Source organism: Pseudomonas putida, assembly GCF_026625125.1.
Taxonomy (GTDB): domain Bacteria; phylum Pseudomonadota; class Gammaproteobacteria; order Pseudomonadales; family Pseudomonadaceae; genus Aquipseudomonas; species Aquipseudomonas putida_X.
Genome location: NZ_CP113097.1, coordinates 4,516,844 through 4,532,926 on the forward strand (window position 1 = coordinate 4,516,844; position 16,083 = coordinate 4,532,926).

The 16,083-nt window shown below is 60.5% G+C and carries 17 protein-coding genes and 3 tRNA genes; 7 read left to right on the top strand and 13 right to left on the bottom strand.

Annotation, left to right across the window (positions count from 1 at the left end):
• Window positions 1–11: 11 nt before the first annotated feature.
• The 10 genes from tolQ to OSW16_RS20815 all read right to left on the bottom strand — a co-directional run bounded on the left by tolQ (window position 12) and on the right by OSW16_RS20815 (window position 7,800).
• The gene (gene tolQ, locus OSW16_RS20770) at window positions 12–707 is read right to left on the bottom strand and encodes a protein TolQ (protein WP_010952367.1); all 696 of its coding nucleotides are present in this window, start codon (window positions 705–707) and stop codon (window positions 12–14) included.
• Window positions 708–709: 2 nt separating this feature from the next.
• Window positions 710–1,162 carry a tol-pal system-associated acyl-CoA thioesterase gene (ybgC, locus tag OSW16_RS20775; RefSeq protein WP_012315817.1) on the bottom strand — a complete coding sequence of 151 codons (453 nt, stop codon included), beginning with the start codon at window positions 1,160–1,162 and terminating at the stop codon, window positions 710–712.
• Between the two features lie 125 nt (window positions 1,163–1,287).
• Window positions 1,288–2,334 carry a Holliday junction branch migration DNA helicase RuvB gene (ruvB, locus tag OSW16_RS20780; RefSeq protein WP_241805972.1) on the bottom strand — a complete coding sequence of 349 codons (1,047 nt, stop codon included), beginning with the start codon at window positions 2,332–2,334 and terminating at the stop codon, window positions 1,288–1,290.
• Window positions 2,331–2,948: a Holliday junction branch migration protein RuvA gene (ruvA, locus tag OSW16_RS20785; protein WP_241805971.1), complete on the bottom strand. Its 618-nt coding sequence runs from the start codon at window positions 2,946–2,948 to the stop codon at window positions 2,331–2,333. Before ruvA ends, ruvB begins: the two co-directional genes overlap by 4 nt.
• A 109-nt stretch (window positions 2,949–3,057) precedes the next feature.
• Window positions 3,058–3,582 (bottom strand): crossover junction endodeoxyribonuclease RuvC, encoded by a 525-nt coding sequence (gene ruvC, locus OSW16_RS20790; protein WP_012315820.1) that lies wholly within the window; start codon window positions 3,580–3,582, stop codon window positions 3,058–3,060.
• 194 nt (window positions 3,583–3,776) lie between these two features.
• The gene (locus OSW16_RS20795; protein ID WP_012315821.1) at window positions 3,777–4,523 is read right to left on the bottom strand and encodes a YebC/PmpR family DNA-binding transcriptional regulator; all 747 of its coding nucleotides are present in this window, start codon (window positions 4,521–4,523) and stop codon (window positions 3,777–3,779) included.
• 112 nt (window positions 4,524–4,635) lie between these two features.
• The gene (gene aspS / locus OSW16_RS20800) at window positions 4,636–6,411 is read right to left on the bottom strand and encodes an aspartate--tRNA ligase (RefSeq protein WP_267818142.1); all 1,776 of its coding nucleotides are present in this window, start codon (window positions 6,409–6,411) and stop codon (window positions 4,636–4,638) included.
• Window positions 6,412–6,506: 95 nt separating this feature from the next.
• Entirely contained in the window at window positions 6,507–6,728 is a 222-nt protein-coding gene (locus OSW16_RS20805) for an FmdB family zinc ribbon protein (RefSeq protein ID WP_046787975.1), read from the bottom strand.
• Between the two features lie 53 nt (window positions 6,729–6,781).
• Window positions 6,782–7,138 (bottom strand): ribbon-helix-helix domain-containing protein, encoded by a 357-nt coding sequence (locus OSW16_RS20810; protein WP_267818146.1) that lies wholly within the window; start codon window positions 7,136–7,138, stop codon window positions 6,782–6,784.
• Between the two features lie 188 nt (window positions 7,139–7,326).
• Window positions 7,327–7,800 (bottom strand): Dps family protein, encoded by a 474-nt coding sequence (locus OSW16_RS20815; RefSeq protein WP_012315825.1) that lies wholly within the window; start codon window positions 7,798–7,800, stop codon window positions 7,327–7,329.
• A gap of 283 nt (window positions 7,801–8,083) precedes the next feature.
• Between OSW16_RS20815 and OSW16_RS26955 the strand changes: the two genes are divergently transcribed.
• Window positions 8,084–8,677: a cold shock domain-containing protein gene (locus tag OSW16_RS26955; protein ID WP_324288788.1), complete on the top strand. Its 594-nt coding sequence runs from the start codon at window positions 8,084–8,086 to the stop codon at window positions 8,675–8,677.
• 39 nt (window positions 8,678–8,716) lie between these two features.
• On the opposite strand, the gene OSW16_RS20825 is transcribed toward OSW16_RS26955, so the two are convergent.
• Together OSW16_RS20825 and OSW16_RS20830 are read right to left on the bottom strand one after the other, a co-directional pair.
• Complete coding sequence (locus tag OSW16_RS20825) at window positions 8,717–8,923, bottom strand: SlyX family protein (RefSeq protein WP_267818149.1); 207 nt, start codon at window positions 8,921–8,923, stop codon at window positions 8,717–8,719.
• Window position 8,924: 1 nt separating this feature from the next.
• On the bottom strand, window positions 8,925–9,344 hold the full coding sequence (locus OSW16_RS20830) for an HIT family protein (protein ID WP_267818151.1): 420 nt from the start codon (window positions 9,342–9,344) through the stop codon (window positions 8,925–8,927).
• A 760-nt stretch (window positions 9,345–10,104) separates the two neighbouring features.
• On the opposite strand from OSW16_RS20830, the gene OSW16_RS20835 reads away from it, so the two are divergent.
• The 3 genes from OSW16_RS20835 to OSW16_RS20845 all read left to right on the top strand — a co-directional run bounded on the left by OSW16_RS20835 (window position 10,105) and on the right by OSW16_RS20845 (window position 14,238).
• Entirely contained in the window at window positions 10,105–11,388 is a 1,284-nt protein-coding gene (locus tag OSW16_RS20835) for an OprD family porin (RefSeq protein WP_267818153.1), read from the top strand.
• 160 nt (window positions 11,389–11,548) lie between these two features.
• A complete protein-coding gene (locus tag OSW16_RS20840; RefSeq protein WP_267818156.1) occupies window positions 11,549–13,264 on the top strand; it encodes a proline--tRNA ligase in 1,716 nt (571 codons plus the stop codon).
• A gap of 20 nt (window positions 13,265–13,284) precedes the next feature.
• Window positions 13,285–14,238 carry a hypothetical protein gene (locus tag OSW16_RS20845; RefSeq protein WP_267818158.1) on the top strand — a complete coding sequence of 318 codons (954 nt, stop codon included), beginning with the start codon at window positions 13,285–13,287 and terminating at the stop codon, window positions 14,236–14,238.
• 30 nt (window positions 14,239–14,268) lie between these two features.
• Here OSW16_RS20845 and dinB read toward each other — a convergent pair whose 3' ends face one another.
• Window positions 14,269–15,327 (bottom strand): DNA polymerase IV, encoded by a 1,059-nt coding sequence (dinB, locus tag OSW16_RS20850; RefSeq protein WP_267824072.1) that lies wholly within the window; start codon window positions 15,325–15,327, stop codon window positions 14,269–14,271.
• 220 nt (window positions 15,328–15,547) lie between these two features.
• On the opposite strand from dinB, the gene OSW16_RS20855 reads away from it, so the two are divergent.
• The 3 genes from OSW16_RS20855 to OSW16_RS20865 all read left to right on the top strand — a co-directional run bounded on the left by OSW16_RS20855 (window position 15,548) and on the right by OSW16_RS20865 (window position 16,049).
• A tRNA-Met gene (locus tag OSW16_RS20855) sits at window positions 15,548–15,624 on the top strand.
• Window positions 15,625–15,760: 136 nt separating this feature from the next.
• Window positions 15,761–15,837 (top strand) — tRNA-Met (locus OSW16_RS20860).
• A 135-nt stretch (window positions 15,838–15,972) separates the two neighbouring features.
• Window positions 15,973–16,049, top strand: a tRNA-Met gene (locus OSW16_RS20865).
• The last annotated feature ends 34 nt before the right edge of the window (window positions 16,050–16,083 follow it).

The following is a 16,083-nucleotide window of genomic DNA, read 5'->3' on the forward strand; positions in this document are numbered from 1 at the left end:
TTTGTACCTGATTACTCTTCGCTGGTGTGCACTTTGCGGTGCAGGATCGCCTGGAACTCGTCGGCGAAGGTGTAGTAACGACCGATCAGCACTTCGCTGCGTGCGGCGAAACGGTTGTAGGCGATAACCGCCGGGATTGCCGCGAACAGACCGATGGCGGTAGCGATCAGCGCTTCGGCGATACCCGGGGCCACGGTGGCCAGGGTCGCCTGCTGGGCGCTGGCCAGGCCGCGGAAGGAGTTCATGATGCCCCACACGGTACCGAACAGACCGATGTACGGGCTGGTGGAACCGACAGTGGCGAGGAACGGCAAGCTCTGCTCGAGTTTTTCTTCCTCACGCGAGATGGCTACGCGCATGGCCCGGCCAACGCCTTCCATGACCGCGTCGGGGTCCACACCCGGCTGCTGGCGCAGGCGAGAGAACTCCTTGAAGCCGGCCCGGAACACTTGCTCAACGCCCGAATCCGGGTCCGGGTTGCTGCCTGCCTGACGGTACAGCTTGGACAGGTCGATACCCGACCAGAAGCGTTCCTCGAAGGCATCCAGCGCACGACGACCGGCGCGCAGCATGGTGCTGCGCTGGAAGATCATGATCCATGAGGTGACCGAGGCGGCCACCAGGGTCAGCATTACCAGCTGTACCACCACGCTGGCATTGCTGACCAGACTCCACATGGAGGTATGGTCGACGACGTTAGCTTCCACGCTTATTCTCCTGCATTCGATTGAGTACCCGAGCCGTCCGCCACAAAGGCGTCGCGCAGCTTGGGGGGTATGGCTCGGGGTTTGAAAGTGTCGGCGCGCACGGCGGCCACCAGGAACTGCCCTTCGCAGAGCAGCGTTTCATCCTTTTCCCGCCAGACCTGCTGCACGAAACGCAGGCTGGCGCGATTGAGTTCAAGTACTTGCGCGGTCACTCGAAGTTCGTCGTCCAGGCGCGCCGGCGCGTGATAGCGCGCTTCGCTCGAATGGACCACGAACAACAGGTTCTCACCGGCCAGTTGCTGCTGGGAAAAACCCAGGTGCCGCAGGCGCTCGGTCCGCGCGCGCTCCATGAATTTCAGGTAGTTGACGTAATACACCACGCCACCGGCATCGGTATCTTCGTAATAGACGCGACAGCGGTGAGCGAAAGGTTCCAGGCCATTTTGCGCGCGCATACTCTAGTGCTTACTCCTCAGCTTGCCAATCCGCTGCAGCAACTGTTTTTTCTTCATTAATGTCGTATTGCCAGCGCACCCGAGGCATGCCAGCGGTAGGACCACGAAAAGCGGGTTTCGATCTGTCATTCATCGCCTGCTTCAGAAAATTCTGCCCCCTCACCCAAGCGCCCGGGAACATTCAGGCCAAAGTGCAGGTAGGCATGGCGGGTGACCACGCGCCCGCGCGGCGTGCGCATGATGTAACCCTGCTGAATCAGATAAGGCTCAAGCACATCCTCGATGGTATGACGCTCTTCGCTGATCGCTGCCGCCAGGTTATCCACGCCCACCGGGCCGCCATCGAACTTTTCGATCATGGTCAGCAGCAGGCGGCGGTCGGAATGGTCGAAGCCACGCTCGTCGACGTCCAGCAGGTTGAGCGCCATGTCGGCCACCGCCTTGGTGATCTGCCCCTTGCCGCGCACCTCGGCATAGTCACGCACGCGGCGCAGCAAACGGTTGGCGATACGCGGCGTGCCGCGGGCACGGCGGGCGATCTCGTAAGCCCCCTGGTCCTCGATGACCAGCCCCAGAATATTGGCCGAACGGCTGACGATGGTCGCCAGGTCCTTGTCGCTGTAGAACTCCAGGCGCTGGACGATCCCGAAGCGATCGCGCAGCGGGTTGGTGAGCATGCCGGCGCGGGTCGTGGCCCCCACAAGGGTGAAGGGCGGCAGGTCCAGCTTGATCGAGCGGGCAGCCGGGCCTTCGCCGATCATGATATCGAGCTGGAAGTCCTCCATGGCCGGATACAGCACCTCCTCGACCACCGGCGACAGCCGGTGAATCTCGTCGATGAACAGTACGTCATGCGGTTCGAGGTTGGTCAGCATGGCCGCCAGGTCGCCCGGGCGCTCGAGAATCGGCCCCGAGGTACTCTTGACCGATACGCCCATTTCCTGGGCGATGATATTGGCCAAGGTGGTCTTGCCCAGGCCTGGCGGACCGAAGATAAGCGTGTGGTCGAGCGATTCGTTGCGACCGCGGGCAGCCTGGATGAACAGCGCCATCTGCTCGCGCACCACCGGCTGGCCGATGTATTCGTCCAGGCGCAGCGGGCGGATGGCACGGTCCTGGACTTCTTCGCGGTCGCGGCCACTGGCGGCAATCAGGCGGTCGGCTTCGATCACTTGGTAATCATCCCTTTGAGGCTGCGACGGATCAGCTCCTCACTGCTCAGCCCGGCCTTGTCCTTGATCGCGGACACTGCCTTGCTGGCTTCCTGCGGCTTGTAGCCCAAAGAAACCAGGGCGCTGACGGCATCGGCCTCGGCGCTGGAGGCGCTGCTGACCGGCACCGGCCCATCCGAAACAAGCGTGAACATGGCCGGTGAGGTTTCCCAGGCCTTGAAGCGGTCTTTGAGCTCGACCAGCAAGCGCTCGGCGGTCTTCTTGCCCACACCAGGCACACGCACCAGCGCCGAGGTGTCCTGGGCCTGGACGCAACGCACCAGTTCGTCGGCCTCAAGGCCCGACATCAAGGCCAGCGCCAGCTTCGGGCCCACGCCATTGAGGCGGATGAGCTCGCGGAACAGTTCGCGCTCGCGCTTTTCATGAAAGCCATAGAGCAGGTGGGCATCTTCGCGCACCACCAGATGGGTATGCACGGTGACCGTTTCGCCGACTTTCGGCAGGCGGTACAGCGTGGTCATGGGCACTTCAAGCTCATAACCCACGCCATTGACGTCGATAATCAGGTGCGGCGGTTGCTTTTCCGCCAGGGTGCCGCGCAAACGTCCAATCACGTTTCGATCCTTCCTCTCGGGGAGCCGATCAAAGACCGCTCAACCCTATCAGCAAATACGTCGGGTGAACGTGCCACCCTGACAAAATGTGTATCAGCTCATGAAGCAGCTACAGACGCAAGCGCCCACCGCGCCGCCGCGCCGTGGCCAGGCCGTGCGGCACCAGGCTGGAACGGGTATGGGCATGGCACAGGGCAATCGCCAGGGCATCAGAGGCATCGATCTGTGGTTTCTGGGTCAGCTTGAGCAGGTGCATGACCATCAGCATCACCTGCTCCTTGTTAGCCCCGCCAGTGCCGGCCACGGCCTGTTTGACCTGAGTCGCGCTGTATTCGGCGATTTCCAGGCCGGCCTCGGCGGCGGCGACGATGGCCGCGCCGCGTGCCTGGCCAAGCTTGAGCGCCGAATCAGGGTTGCGCGCCATGAACACGCGCTCGATACCCATGGTCACGGGGCCATGTTGGGCAATGATTTCACTGACACCGCGAAAAACGATCTGCAGGCGCTCGTGCAGCTCGCCGCTGCCGGTTCGGATACAACCCGACGCCACGTACTCGCAACCACGGGCAGTCTGGCGCACAACGCCATAACCGGTGATGCGCGAGCCGGGGTCGATACCAAGAATCAGAGTCATAACGCCTTTCGTGTAGGGGGTGCTTGAAAGCCTGAGCTCAATTCAAGGCTATTGGGGCCGCTGCGCAGCCCATCACCGGCAAGCCTGCTCCCACAGATGCAGCGCAACGCTTGAGGGGTGCGCTTGACTACAGGAGCGGGCCTGCCGGCGATGGGCCGCCCAGCGGCCCCAATTACAACCTTGCTGGCGACACCTTAGCCGAGTTTTTCCATGATCTCGTCGGAAATCTGTGCATTGGAATAGACGTTCTGCACATCATCCAGGTCTTCGAGCATGTCGATCAGCTTGAGCACTTTCTCCGCGCCCTCCTGATCCAGCTCGGCACTGGTGGTCGGCTGCATGACGATTTCCGCGTCTGCGGCCTTGAAGCCGGCTTCTTCCAAGGCGTTACGCACGGCATAGAAGCTGTTGAACGAGGTGAACACCTCGAACGAGCCATCTTCGTTGGCCACCACATCGTCGGCGTCGGCTTCCATGGCGGCTTCCATCAGCGCATCTTCGTCCACGCCCGGCGCAAAGCTGATCTGCCCCTTGCGCTCGAACAGGTAGGCCACCGAGCCATCGGTACCAAGGTTGCCGCCACACTTGGTGAAGGCATGCCGCACAGCGGCTGCGGTACGGTTGCGGTTGTCGGTCATGGCCTCGACCATGATCGCCACCCCGCCCGGGCCGTAACCCTCGTAGCTCAGCTCTTCAACGTTATCGCTTTCGTTGGTACCGGCACCACGGGCCACAGCGCGATCGATGATATCGCGGCTCATGTTGGCACCCAGGGCCTTGTCCAGCGCCAGGCGCAAGCGCGGGTTGGAGGCCGGGTCACCTCCGCCCTGCTTGGCAGCGACGGTCAGCTCACGGATCCACTTGGTGAAGATCTTGCCTCTCTTGGCATCCTGGCGCTCTTTGCGGTGCTTGATGTTCGCCCACTTGGAATGACCAGCCATAACGACTCCAAACTCTTGAAACACAAACAATTGCGCCCCCGAGAGGGGCGCAACAACAAATTCCTGCGCCGAAACGCAAAGGCGCATCCATCTGGATGCGCCCGGGGTCCGCTTACTCGACCTTGGTCTGTTCGCGCAGGCGGATATGCAGCTCGCGCAGGGCCTTGGCATCAACCAAACCAGGCGCCTGAGTCATCACGCACGCGGCGCTCTGGGTTTTCGGGAAGGCAATCACTTCACGGATCGACTGGGCACCGGTCATCAGCATGACCAGGCGGTCCAGACCGAAGGCCAGGCCACCGTGAGGCGGAGCACCGAACTTCAGGGCATCGAGCAGGAAGCCGAACTTCTCTTCCTGTTCTGCTGCTTCGATCCCCAGCAGGCGGAACACCACCTGTTGCATCTCTTTGCGGTGGATACGGATCGAACCGCCACCCAGTTCGGTGCCGTTCAGCACCATGTCGTAGGCACGCGACAGCGCGGTGGCCGGGTTGGCCTCGAGCTCTTCGGGGGTGCACTTGGGCGCGGTGAACGGGTGGTGCAGGGCGGTGAAGCTGCCGTCTTCGTTCTCTTCGAACATCGGGAAGTCGACGACCCACATCGGTGCCCACTCGCAGGTCAGCAGTTCGAAGTCGTGGCCCAAACGGATACGCAGCGCGCCCAGGGCCTCGCTGACGACCTTGAACTTGTCGGCACCGAAGAACACGATGTCGCCGTCTACGGCACCTACGCGATCGAGGATCACGTTGAGGTTGGCTTCAGGGATGTTCTTGACGATCGGCGACTGCAGGCCTTCGACGCCTTTGGCACGCTCGTTGACCTTGATGTACGCCAGGCCACGGGCGCCGTAGATGCCGACGAACTTGGTGTACTCGTCGATCTTGCTGCGCGGCATGCTGGCGCCACCTGGCAGGCGCAGTGCGGTAACGCGGCACTTCGGATCGTTGGCCGGGCCTGCGAAGACCTTGAAGTCGACATCTTTGAGCTGGTCGGCGACGTCAACCAGTTCCAGCGGGTTACGCAGGTCTGGCTTGTCGGAACCGTAGCGGCGCATGGCTTCTTCGAAGGTCATGTGCGGGAATTCGCCGAACTCCAGGTCCAGCACTTCCTTGAACAGCTTGCGGATCATGCTCTCGGTCAGGCCCATGATCTCGGACTCATCGAGGAAACTGGTCTCGATGTCGATCTGGGTGAACTCCGGCTGACGGTCAGCGCGCAGGTCTTCGTCACGGAAGCATTTGGCGATCTGGTAGTAGCGGTCGAAGCCGGCGACCATCAGCAGCTGCTTGAACAGCTGAGGCGACTGCGGCAGCGCGAAGAAGCTACCAGCGTGGGTACGGCTGGGCACCAGATAGTCACGCGCGCCTTCTGGCGTTGCGCGGGTGAGGATCGGCGTTTCGACGTCGAGGAAGCCATTTTCGTCCAGGAAGCGACGAATGCTGCTGGTGATGCGCGAACGCAGGCGCAGCTTGTCGGCCATTTCCGGGCGACGCAGATCGATGAAGCGGTAGCGCAGGCGGGTTTCCTCGCCGACGTCAGAGTATTCGTTCAGCGGGAACGGCGGGGTTTCAGCTTCGTTGAGCACGTTGAGCTGGTAACCGAGGATTTCGATGGCACCGGAAGCCATGTTGGCATTCACCGCGCCCTCGGGGCGCTTGCGCACCTTGCCGGTGATCTGCACCACGTATTCGCTGCGCACGCGGTCGGCCGCAGCGAAGGTTTCGGCGCGATCGGGATCGAAGACGACCTGGGCCATGCCCTCGCGGTCACGGATGTCGAGGAAGATCACCCCGCCGTGGTCGCGGCGACGATGGACCCAGCCGCAAAGGGTGACTTCCTGGCCGTCCAGGCTCTCGTTCAGTTGGCCGCAATAATGGCTGCGCATCATGATGGTGGTTTCGCTTCTCGTGATTCGTGTATTCGATGGAGGCCTTGGCCGCCCCAGGGGGCTAATACTGCAAGACCCGGCTACTGCAATTCAACTCAGTCGGCCTTGTCGCCGCCTGCCAGATTCTTTTTAGCCCCGGTCTTGAAGTCGGTTTCGTACCAGCCGCTACCGCTCAGGCGAAATCCAGGGACCGACAACAGTTTCTTCAATGCCGGCGCCTGGCAGGCCGGACAGTCGGTCAGCGGCGCTGCACTGATCTTCTGCAACGCTTCCATCCGGTGATCGCAGGATGCACATTGATAGTCATAAAGGGGCATGGGTGTCTCTCGTCAACCATTACGCTGGCTGCCCGGGGCAGCAAAAAGCGGGATTATATATGGTTAACAGGCACTGCGCAGCCCGCCTGGCGATCAGCGTCCTGCAACCACGCGACGCAGATCACCCGCACCAGGCCGCTGAAGTTGCGCACCCCGCCCTGGCGCAGGTGCACTTCACGGTCCACATAGGAAAGTACGGCACTGACGGAGCACTCATTGGCCTCTGCGATGCGCTCGAGGATGCGCCAATAGACTGCCTCCAGGCGCAAGCAGGTGGAAAAACCGTTGAGCCGGACCGAGCGCGATACCGGCTGAATCTGCATCATGTCGAAATCCGCCTTGAACGGATCAATGCTTTGCCTGCCCAGGCAGCGGCCTTTGCCTACTACACGCTTGCTCGCTTGCATCATGCGCCCACATCCTCGCCACAGGTATGTTCCCCTGCACCGCAAGACAGGCACGGAGCAGGAACCAGAGGCTCAATGAAGCGCGTGCGGCCGGGCGCAAAGCAGCGGCAAAGCCTTCCCGCGCAAACGAAAAAGCCCGGTGAGCGTCACTCGACCGGGCTTTGCAGGCCGCTTTTCATACAAGCGGCTGATCATTTACCGTCAAGCAGTACCCGCAGCATCCATGCAGTCTTTTCGTGCACCTGCATACGCTGGGTCAGCAGATCGGCAGTTGGCTCATCACTGACCTTGTCCACTACCGGGAAAATACTGCGGGCGGTACGCACGACCGCCTCCTGCCCCTGGACAAGCTGATGGATCATCTCGTCCGCTGCGGGCACCCCTTCCTCTTCCTTGATGGAAGAATGCCGTGCATAAAAAGCATAAGAACCCGGCGCCGGGAAGCCCAGGGCGCGGATCCGCTCGGCGATGGAATCAACGGCCAGCGCCAGCTCGTTGTATTGCTCTTCGAACATCAGGTGCAGGGTACGGAACGAAGGACCGGTGACGTTCCAGTGAAAGTTGTGGGTTTTCAGATACAGCACATAGGTATCCGACAACAGACGGGACAGCCCTTCGACGATGGACTTGCGATCTTCTTCACTGATACCGATATCGATTGCCATGAAGTTCCCCTTTTTCATATGGCTTGATGATGATCAAGCGGGCCTCACACACTGTATCAATACTTCGCGCCACGCGCCCATGACACAGGGCAACTCATCGCCGGCAGCCACCTGCGGTTTGAGAAGGCCCCGCGTTTGCTGTTAAATAGGCACTGTGCCACCCGTGCGTGCTGTTATTGCCGGGTGCATAGGCTGGCTCACCATGTGTTCGCGCTCTACACCTCATGCGCACCATGCCGCCAGCTCTTCCTGTGATCGGCCTTATCAATTGCGAGCCAACCCCATGTTCAAGATCGTCCATCTGTTGACGGGCGCTGCAGCTTTGCTGCTATCGCTCATACCCAGCCTGAAATACGACGCAACTCCCTTCCTGCAGCAACCGGACGCGGTCTACCTGGCCCTGCTCGGCCTGCTCAACCTACAGCTGGCACCTGTCGTGCCGCTGTATTACCGCGGCGCCCGCCAGCAATTGCAGCATCTGGCCTGCGCCTTGCTGGTGGTGGCCGTGGTACTGCAAACCCTGACCTTGCTGGCCCGCCCCGAAATGGGCAACCTGGCAGCCTTGGTCTGCGCAGGCCTGGCGGTCATTCTGCACCTGGCTGCAGGCTTGGCCCGTAGCCCCAGAAAAAGCCGACCAAGCCAAGGCGCGCCGCAGGAGACCGGCACGCGCGATACCGGCACGGTGAAGTGGTTCAATACCTCTAAAGGCTTTGGATTCATTTCCCGCGATTCGGGTGACGATATCTTCGTCCACTTTCGCGCCATTCGTGGCGAAGGCCATCGCATCCTGGTCGAAGGCCAGCGTGTGGAGTTCTCGGTAATGCACCGCGACAAGGGCCTGCAGGCCGAAGACGTGGTCGCGGTATCCCGCCGCTGACCCTGCGCAGCCCTGGGGCAACCCCAGGGCTGGCACCCATCAGTAATGAGGCGGCGGCGCTTCCTCGCCCTCACTGCCATACTGACCGACCATTTCCTCGTAACGCTTGATCAACTCGGCCATCTGCAACTGCAGGCGCTGAATCACCCACCCCTGCTCGACCACCACGTCATTGAGTTCCTGAATGGTGTCGTCCTGAAACGCCTGACGGGTTTCCAATTCGACTATGCGCGATTCCGGCGACATGTCAGGCCTCCTCATAGGCGTCATCGAGCAGAACGCGCAAGCGCTGGCGAATGGCATCGACCTGCCCCGGCCCGTATTCGACAGCGGGCACCTTGCCCCAGACCGGCGCCGGCCAGGCGGCATCCCCGTGGCGACGGACAATCACATGCATGTGCAGTTGGCTGACCACATTACCCAGTGTGGCAACGTTCATCTTGTCTGCCGCGAACTCCGTTTTGAGTGCCTCGGCCAGGCAGGTGGTTTCTTTCCACAACTGCGCCTGATCGTCCGGGCTCAGGTCGAACAGTTCGCTTACGCCGGCGCGCTTGGGTACCAGAATGAACCAAGGGTAGTTGGCATCCTTGCTAAGCAGCAGACGGCACAGCGGGAAGTCTCCAAGAACCAAAGAGTCCTGCTGCAAACGCAAATCCATCTCAAACACTGAAAACCTCCACCAACGAAAAGGGGCCCGGCGTGCGGGTCTATGGCGCAAGGATACTCTGCTTCGCCCACGCAAGCATGCTGCACGCCCCCAGACTGCACCCTTATTGCACAGGAATCGCTTCAGCCTGCACAGGCGCGGTAACACTCCGCTACTTTTCGCACCAAAATGAGGCCGCAAACGAGTACACCACTACGCTTTCACACACACAAATGACTCAACTTGAACAGCGAGCGGTAACACATTGACTTGCAAGGCAGGTTTTTAATTTGCGGGCGGGCTGCTGCCTGATACGCCATCAGCCAGCAGCCGCCCCGTGTTTACGGGCATTTTCCAGCCACGTGAGCGGCATTTGTGAAAATTTCATGAACCGTTGTTAATTTTGAGCACGCTTGTTGCATTCTTCTCACATCAAGTCGGCACGACATCTGCATAAAGCGATGGACGCAACAAATAACAACAGCCGCTTTGGATCCACCAGGGAGTTTCCCCAACCGAAATCGATAGTTACAGAATCGTTACGGTGACAGGAACAGCGCTGGCGTTGTACGGCTCGGAATTCCGGGACGTGATTTGCGACATGGAAATACCTGAAAGCGACATGGCCGTAAACTTCGCGAAACGTTGTATATGCCCATATCGCCAACAACAGTCTGCGTGCTATACATTTCCGCCGACATAACAAGAAAGAGCTGCCCCATATAACTAAAAGACTTGGGCGCAGCGGTACTCTTCCTAAAAACCAAAGGAGCAAATCACGATGCGCGTGATGAAGTGGAGCATGATCGCCCTGGCCGTTTCGGCAGGGACCTCGCAGCTGGCCTTTGCCTCTGCACAGGACGAATCCAAGGGTTTCATCGAAGACAGCCAGCTGAACGTCAAGACTCGCATGCTGTACTTCAGCCGTGACGCTCGTAACAATGATCGGGACCCTATTACCGGCGATCGCCAGAGCCGCACAGAAGAAACCGGCCTCGGCTTCCTCGGTACCTTTGAGTCGGGCTTCACCCAAGGCACCGTAGGCTTCGGTGTCGATGCCATCGGCATGCTCGGCCTGAAACTGGACAGCGGCAAAGGCCGTGCCGGTACCGGCCTGTTCCCGCAAGGCTCCGACGGCCGCTCGCAGGATGACTACTCCGAAGCCGGTGGCGCTGTGAAAATGCGCATCTCCAACACTGTGCTGAAGTACGGTAACCAGTTCACCGCCCTGCCGGTATTCGCTACCGACGACAGCCGACTGCTGCCGGAAGTCGCCGAAGGCGCCTTGATCACCAGCGACGAGATCGAAGGCCTGACCCTGCACGCCGGTCACTTCACCGGCATGAACGCCCAGGCCCAGACCTACCGCGACAGCCTGCGCCTGACTGAAGCCAACATCGTCGGTGGTACCTATGCCCTGACCGACAGCCTCAGCACCAGCCTGTACTACTCCAAGGTCGAAGACTACTGGCGCAAGTACTACGGCAATGTCAACTGGGCACTGCCGATTTCGGACAAGCAAGGCCTGGTGTTCGACTTCAACATCTATGACACCAAGAGCGAAGGCAGCGCCCTGTACAAAGCGTACGACGGCGACAAGCTCGACAACACCGCTTTCAGCCTGTCGGCTGCGTGGAACATCGGCGCTCATACCTTCACCATCGTGCATCAGCGCGTCCACGGTGATGGTGACTACGGTTACGGCGTCGACGGTGGCGGCACCGTCTTCCTGGGTAACTCGGTGGCCCGTTCCGACTTCAACGCAGAAGACGAGAAGTCCTGGCAAGCGCGCTACGACCTGAACTTCGCTGAGTTCGGCGTACCCGGCCTGACCTTCATGACCCGTTACGTGCGCGGTACCGACGCCAATGTCGCAGGCACTTCCAACGGTAAGGAATGGGAACGCGACATCGACATCAAGTACGTGTTGCAGGAAGGCCCGGCCAAGGACCTCAGCTTCCGCGTCCGTCAGGCCACCTACCGCTCCTCCGACGGCGTCTACTACGGCTCCCCGTCGCTGGACGAACTGCGCCTGATCGTCGAGTACCCGCTGAGCATCCTGTAAGCCACGCTTATAGTGCCCCGCACCTGAAAAAGCCCGGCACGCTCGCCGGGCTTTTTCTTGGCTGACAATTACCCCGCCCTGGGGCATCCTGTACGCCTTCGTTTCGCCCCCGTACAATGCGGGGTCATTTCAATGTCTTAGGCAATCGACACGGCTAACCATGCGCACCAGTCAATATTTGCTCGCCACCCAGAAAGAAACCCCTGCCGACGCAGTGGTCATCAGCCATCAGCTCATGCTGCGTGCCGGCATGATCCGCAAGCTGGCTTCCGGCCTGTACACCTGGCTGCCGATGGGCTTGCGGGTCATGCGCAAGGTCGAAGCCGTGGTGCGCGAGGAAATGAACGCCGCCGGCGCCCTGGAAGTGCTGATGCCCAGCATCCAGCCCGCCGAACTGTGGCAGGAATCCGGCCGCTGGGAACAGTATGGCCCCGAGCTGCTGCGCCTGAAGGATCGCCACCAGCGCGATTTCTGCGTAGGCCCGACCCACGAAGAAGTCATCACCGACCTGGCCCGCAACGAGCTGTCCAGCTATAAACAGCTGCCGCTCAACCTGTACCAGATCCAGACCAAGTTCCGTGACGAGATCCGCCCGCGCTTCGGCTTGATGCGTGGCCGCGAATTCATCATGAAGGACGCCTATTCCTTCCATGCCGACCAGGCTTCCCTGCAGGAAACCTACGACCGCATGCACCAGGCGTACTCCAACATCTTCACCCGCCTGGGCCTGGATTTCCGTCCAGTGCAGGCCGACACCGGCTCCATCGGCGGCAGCTACTCGCATGAGTTCCATGTGCTGGCATCGTCTGGCGAAGACGATGTGATCTTCAGCGACAGCTCCGACTACGCTGCCAATATCGAGAAAGCCGAAGCCATCCCGCGTGAGACCGTGCGCCCAGCGCCAACCGAGGAGCTGCGCCTGGTCGATACGCCAGAGGCCAAGACCATCGCCCAGCTGGTCGAGAACCACGGCTTGCCGATCGAGAAGACCGTCAAGACCCTGATCGTGCGCGGCGCGGAAGAAGGCAAGCTGATTGCCCTGATCGTACGTGGCGACCACGAACTGAACGAAATCAAGGCTACCAAGCTCGAGCAGGTTGCCGACCCATTGGTCATGGCCACCGAAGCCGAGCTGCGCGATGCGATTGGTGCCGGCGCCGGCTCCCTCGGCCCACTCAACCTGCCACTGGAAATCATCATCGACCGTTCGGTTGCCTTGATGAGCGACTTCGGCATCGGTGCCAACATCGACGACAAGCACTACTTCGGCGTCAACTGGGAGCGCGACCTTCCGGTCCCACAGGTTGCCGACCTGCGCAACGTCGTCGAGGGCGACCCGAGCCCGGATGGCCAGGGTACGCTGGTGATCAAGCGCGGCATCGAAGTGGGCCATATCTTCCAGCTCGGCACCAAGTACAGCGAGGCGCTCAAGTGCCAGGTACTGGGCGAAAACGGCAAGCCGGTCGTGCTGTCCATGGGTTGCTACGGCATCGGCGTATCCCGCGTGGTCGCCGCCGCCATTGAGCAGAGCCATGACGACAAAGGCATCATCTGGAACGACGCCCTGGCGCCATTCCAGATCGCCCTGGTACCACTGCGCTACGAAACCGACGTGGTTCGCGAGGCCACCGACAAGTTGTACGCCGAGCTGACGGCCGCAGGCTTCGAAGTGCTGCTGGACGACCGCGACAAGAAGACCAGCCCAGGCATCAAGTTCGCCGATATGGAGCTGATCGGTATTCCGCACCGCATCGTCGTCAGCGACCGCGGCCTGGCCGACGGCAACCTGGAATACAAGCACCGCACCGAACAGGATGCTCAAGCGCTGCCACTCAATGAAGTGCTGACCTTCCTGCAGGCCCGCGTTCGCCGCTGATAATCAATGCACGAGTGATCATGTCCAAGCGAAGTACCTTTACCCTGGGGGGCACCGCACTGTGCGGCGCCCTGTTCCTCAGCGGCTGCGCGAACCAGATGTCCCAGCGCAGCGAGCACGAGGAGCGCGTCGAGCGCAAGCTGCTCGAACACACACTGCAGATTGATGTCGGCGAGCCCAAGGTGATGGAGCTTCCGCAGCGACGTGTACGCATCAATGAAAAGAGGCGCTTCGAAGTCACCGAGTTCGAAGTTACCCGCCGCTATGACCGCTATACGCCCTACCAACCCTGGCGGGAGATCTACGAAATCCCGCTGGGCGCGGTGGCGGTAGTGGCCGGTGCAGGCGCCAACGTGGTCAACGTTTTTGCATTGGGCAACCTGCCTGAGAGCATGACGCACGACTGGCTCAGTTATGGCGTCGCCGGGCTCAACCCGTTCATGAACGTGCAGTCCAACGGTCGCGCCCAACAGAACCTGGCAGGGATCAGTGAGGTGCAAAAGGACAAGCGCGAGGAGTTCACCAGCCTGCCCTGGAGCGAGCGCCTGGTCGAGGTCAAGGCCGGCAAGATGACCCACGCGCTGACCACCGACAGAAACGGCGTGCTACGCCTGAACCTGCTGGACAGCCCTTTCTCGGAGCAGCACCTGAACCACGTCGGCACCCTGCACCTGCAGGTGGTCGATGAAGACAATGCTGTGCGGGGCGACGCCAGCCTGCTGGTCAGCGCCACCCTGCGCAACAAGCTGCGTGAAGCCCATGAGCTGATTTTCGACGACCTGGAAGACGACGATGTCGGCCAGTGGGTACACCGGGTGAAGCGCCTGTCGGAGCTAGGCCTGGAAGAAGAGGCCAGCGAGATGGAGCAGAGCCTGATCGAGCTGACCCGCAACGATCCGGAGCTGCAACAGGAGTTTGTGCAGGCACTGACCAAGGCCACCGGCCGGTTGGTGGCTGACCCAGGCGCACAGTAATAACAGAGGGGCTGCAGTGCAGCCCTTCTTTTATTCGTCTGCGAACAATTCCAACTGCTCGTGAGCCCCGCGCAAGTCGCGCAACCTCACCCCTACCCCTAGCAACCTCACCGGCTTGCCACCGCGGGCGAATGCTTGCCGTAGCAACTGCCTATAGCTGTCCAGGTCCCTACCCGCCCCTGCCTGCTCCAGGGTTGTCTGGCTGAAGTCATGGAATTTGACCTTCACGAAAGGTTTGTCCGGCCGATAGCTGCTGTCCATACGAGCGATCCGTTCATTCAGGCTGACCAGCAGTTCAGGCAAGCGCTCCAGACAACTGGCCAAGTCCGGCAGATCCGTGTCATAGGTGTTCTCCACGCTTACTGACTGCCTACGGCTATCGTTGTGCACGGCGCGATCATCGACACCCCGCGCCAGCCCCCATAGGCGTTCACCGAAACTGCCGAATTCCCGCACCAGCGCCAGCCGCGACCAGTCACGCAGGTCCAGGCAGGTGTCGATACCCAACCGAGCAAGCTTGTCTGCAGTGACCTTGCCGACACCATGCAGCCTGGCAACGGGCAATGCGGCGACAAAAGCTTCCACCTGATCGGGCGTAATCACGAAAAGACCATTGGGCTTGCGCCAGTCACTGGCGATCTTGGCCAGAAACTTGTTTGGCGCCACCCCAGCCGAGACGGTGATGTGCAAGGTGCGCGCAACACGCCTGCGAATATCTTCGGCGATGCGCGTAGCGCTGCCGGCAAACCACTGGCTGTCGCTGACATCCAGGTAGGCCTCATCCAGCGACAATGGCTCGATCAGGTCGGTGTAGTCGCGGAAGATGCCGTGAAGCTCGCGTGATGCTTCGCGGTAGGCCTCGAAACGCGGTTTGACGATCAACAAGTCAGGGCAAAGCTTCAGTGCATGGCGCGATGACATGGCCGAGCGCACCCCATAGGCACGCGCTTCATAATTGCAGGTGGCGATCACCCCACGGTGGTCCGGCGAGCCACCCACGGCCATGGGGCGACCGGCCAGGCGCGGGTCATCACGCATCTCGATCGCGGCGTAGAAACAATCGCAGTCGATGTGAATGATCTTGCGCAAAGACATGGATGACCGTCAGCACTGTAAATTCATACAGATAGTACCGCATGCTCTGTCAGCGAGACAGCCAACGCAGGGGTGCGCTCGACAATTGGCCTGAAAGCCGCAGAGCGACTGAGTTGCCTGCCTTATTGAAGGCCTAAGGGTTTGAACGAAAAAGGTTTTTTTGAACGAAAAGCTTGACAGTGGGCGTTAAATCCGTAGAATTCGATCTCACAGGCGCGGGATGGAGCAGCCTGGTAGCTCGTCGGGCTCATAACCCGAAGGTCGTCGGTTCAAATCCGGCTCCCGCAACCAGATTCAAGAAAAGGCCACTGTTAACGCAGTGGCCTTTTTCTTTTGCCCTAACAATAGTCTTTGGTTGAAAACGTAAGTAAATCAATAAGTAACGCTTGACACCCTGCACGTTCACTGTAGAATTCGTTTCCACAGGCGCGGGATGGAGCAGCCTGGTAGCTCGTCGGGCTCATAACCCGAAGGTCGTCGGTTCAAATCCGGCTCCCGCAACCAGATTCGAGAAAAGGCCACTGTTAACGCAGTGGCCTTTTTCTTTTGCCTTCGAAAAGCAGGCCACCCGTAAGTTACTGACCAATCAAAAGTAATGCTTGACCGCCGCAGTCAACGCTGTAGAATGCGCACCTTTGACGCGGGATGGAGCAGTCTGGTAGCTCGTCGGGCTCATAACCCGAAGGTCGTCGGTTCAAATCCGGCTCCCGCAACCATATTCGTCAGAACAAACCCCGCCTGTGTAACAGC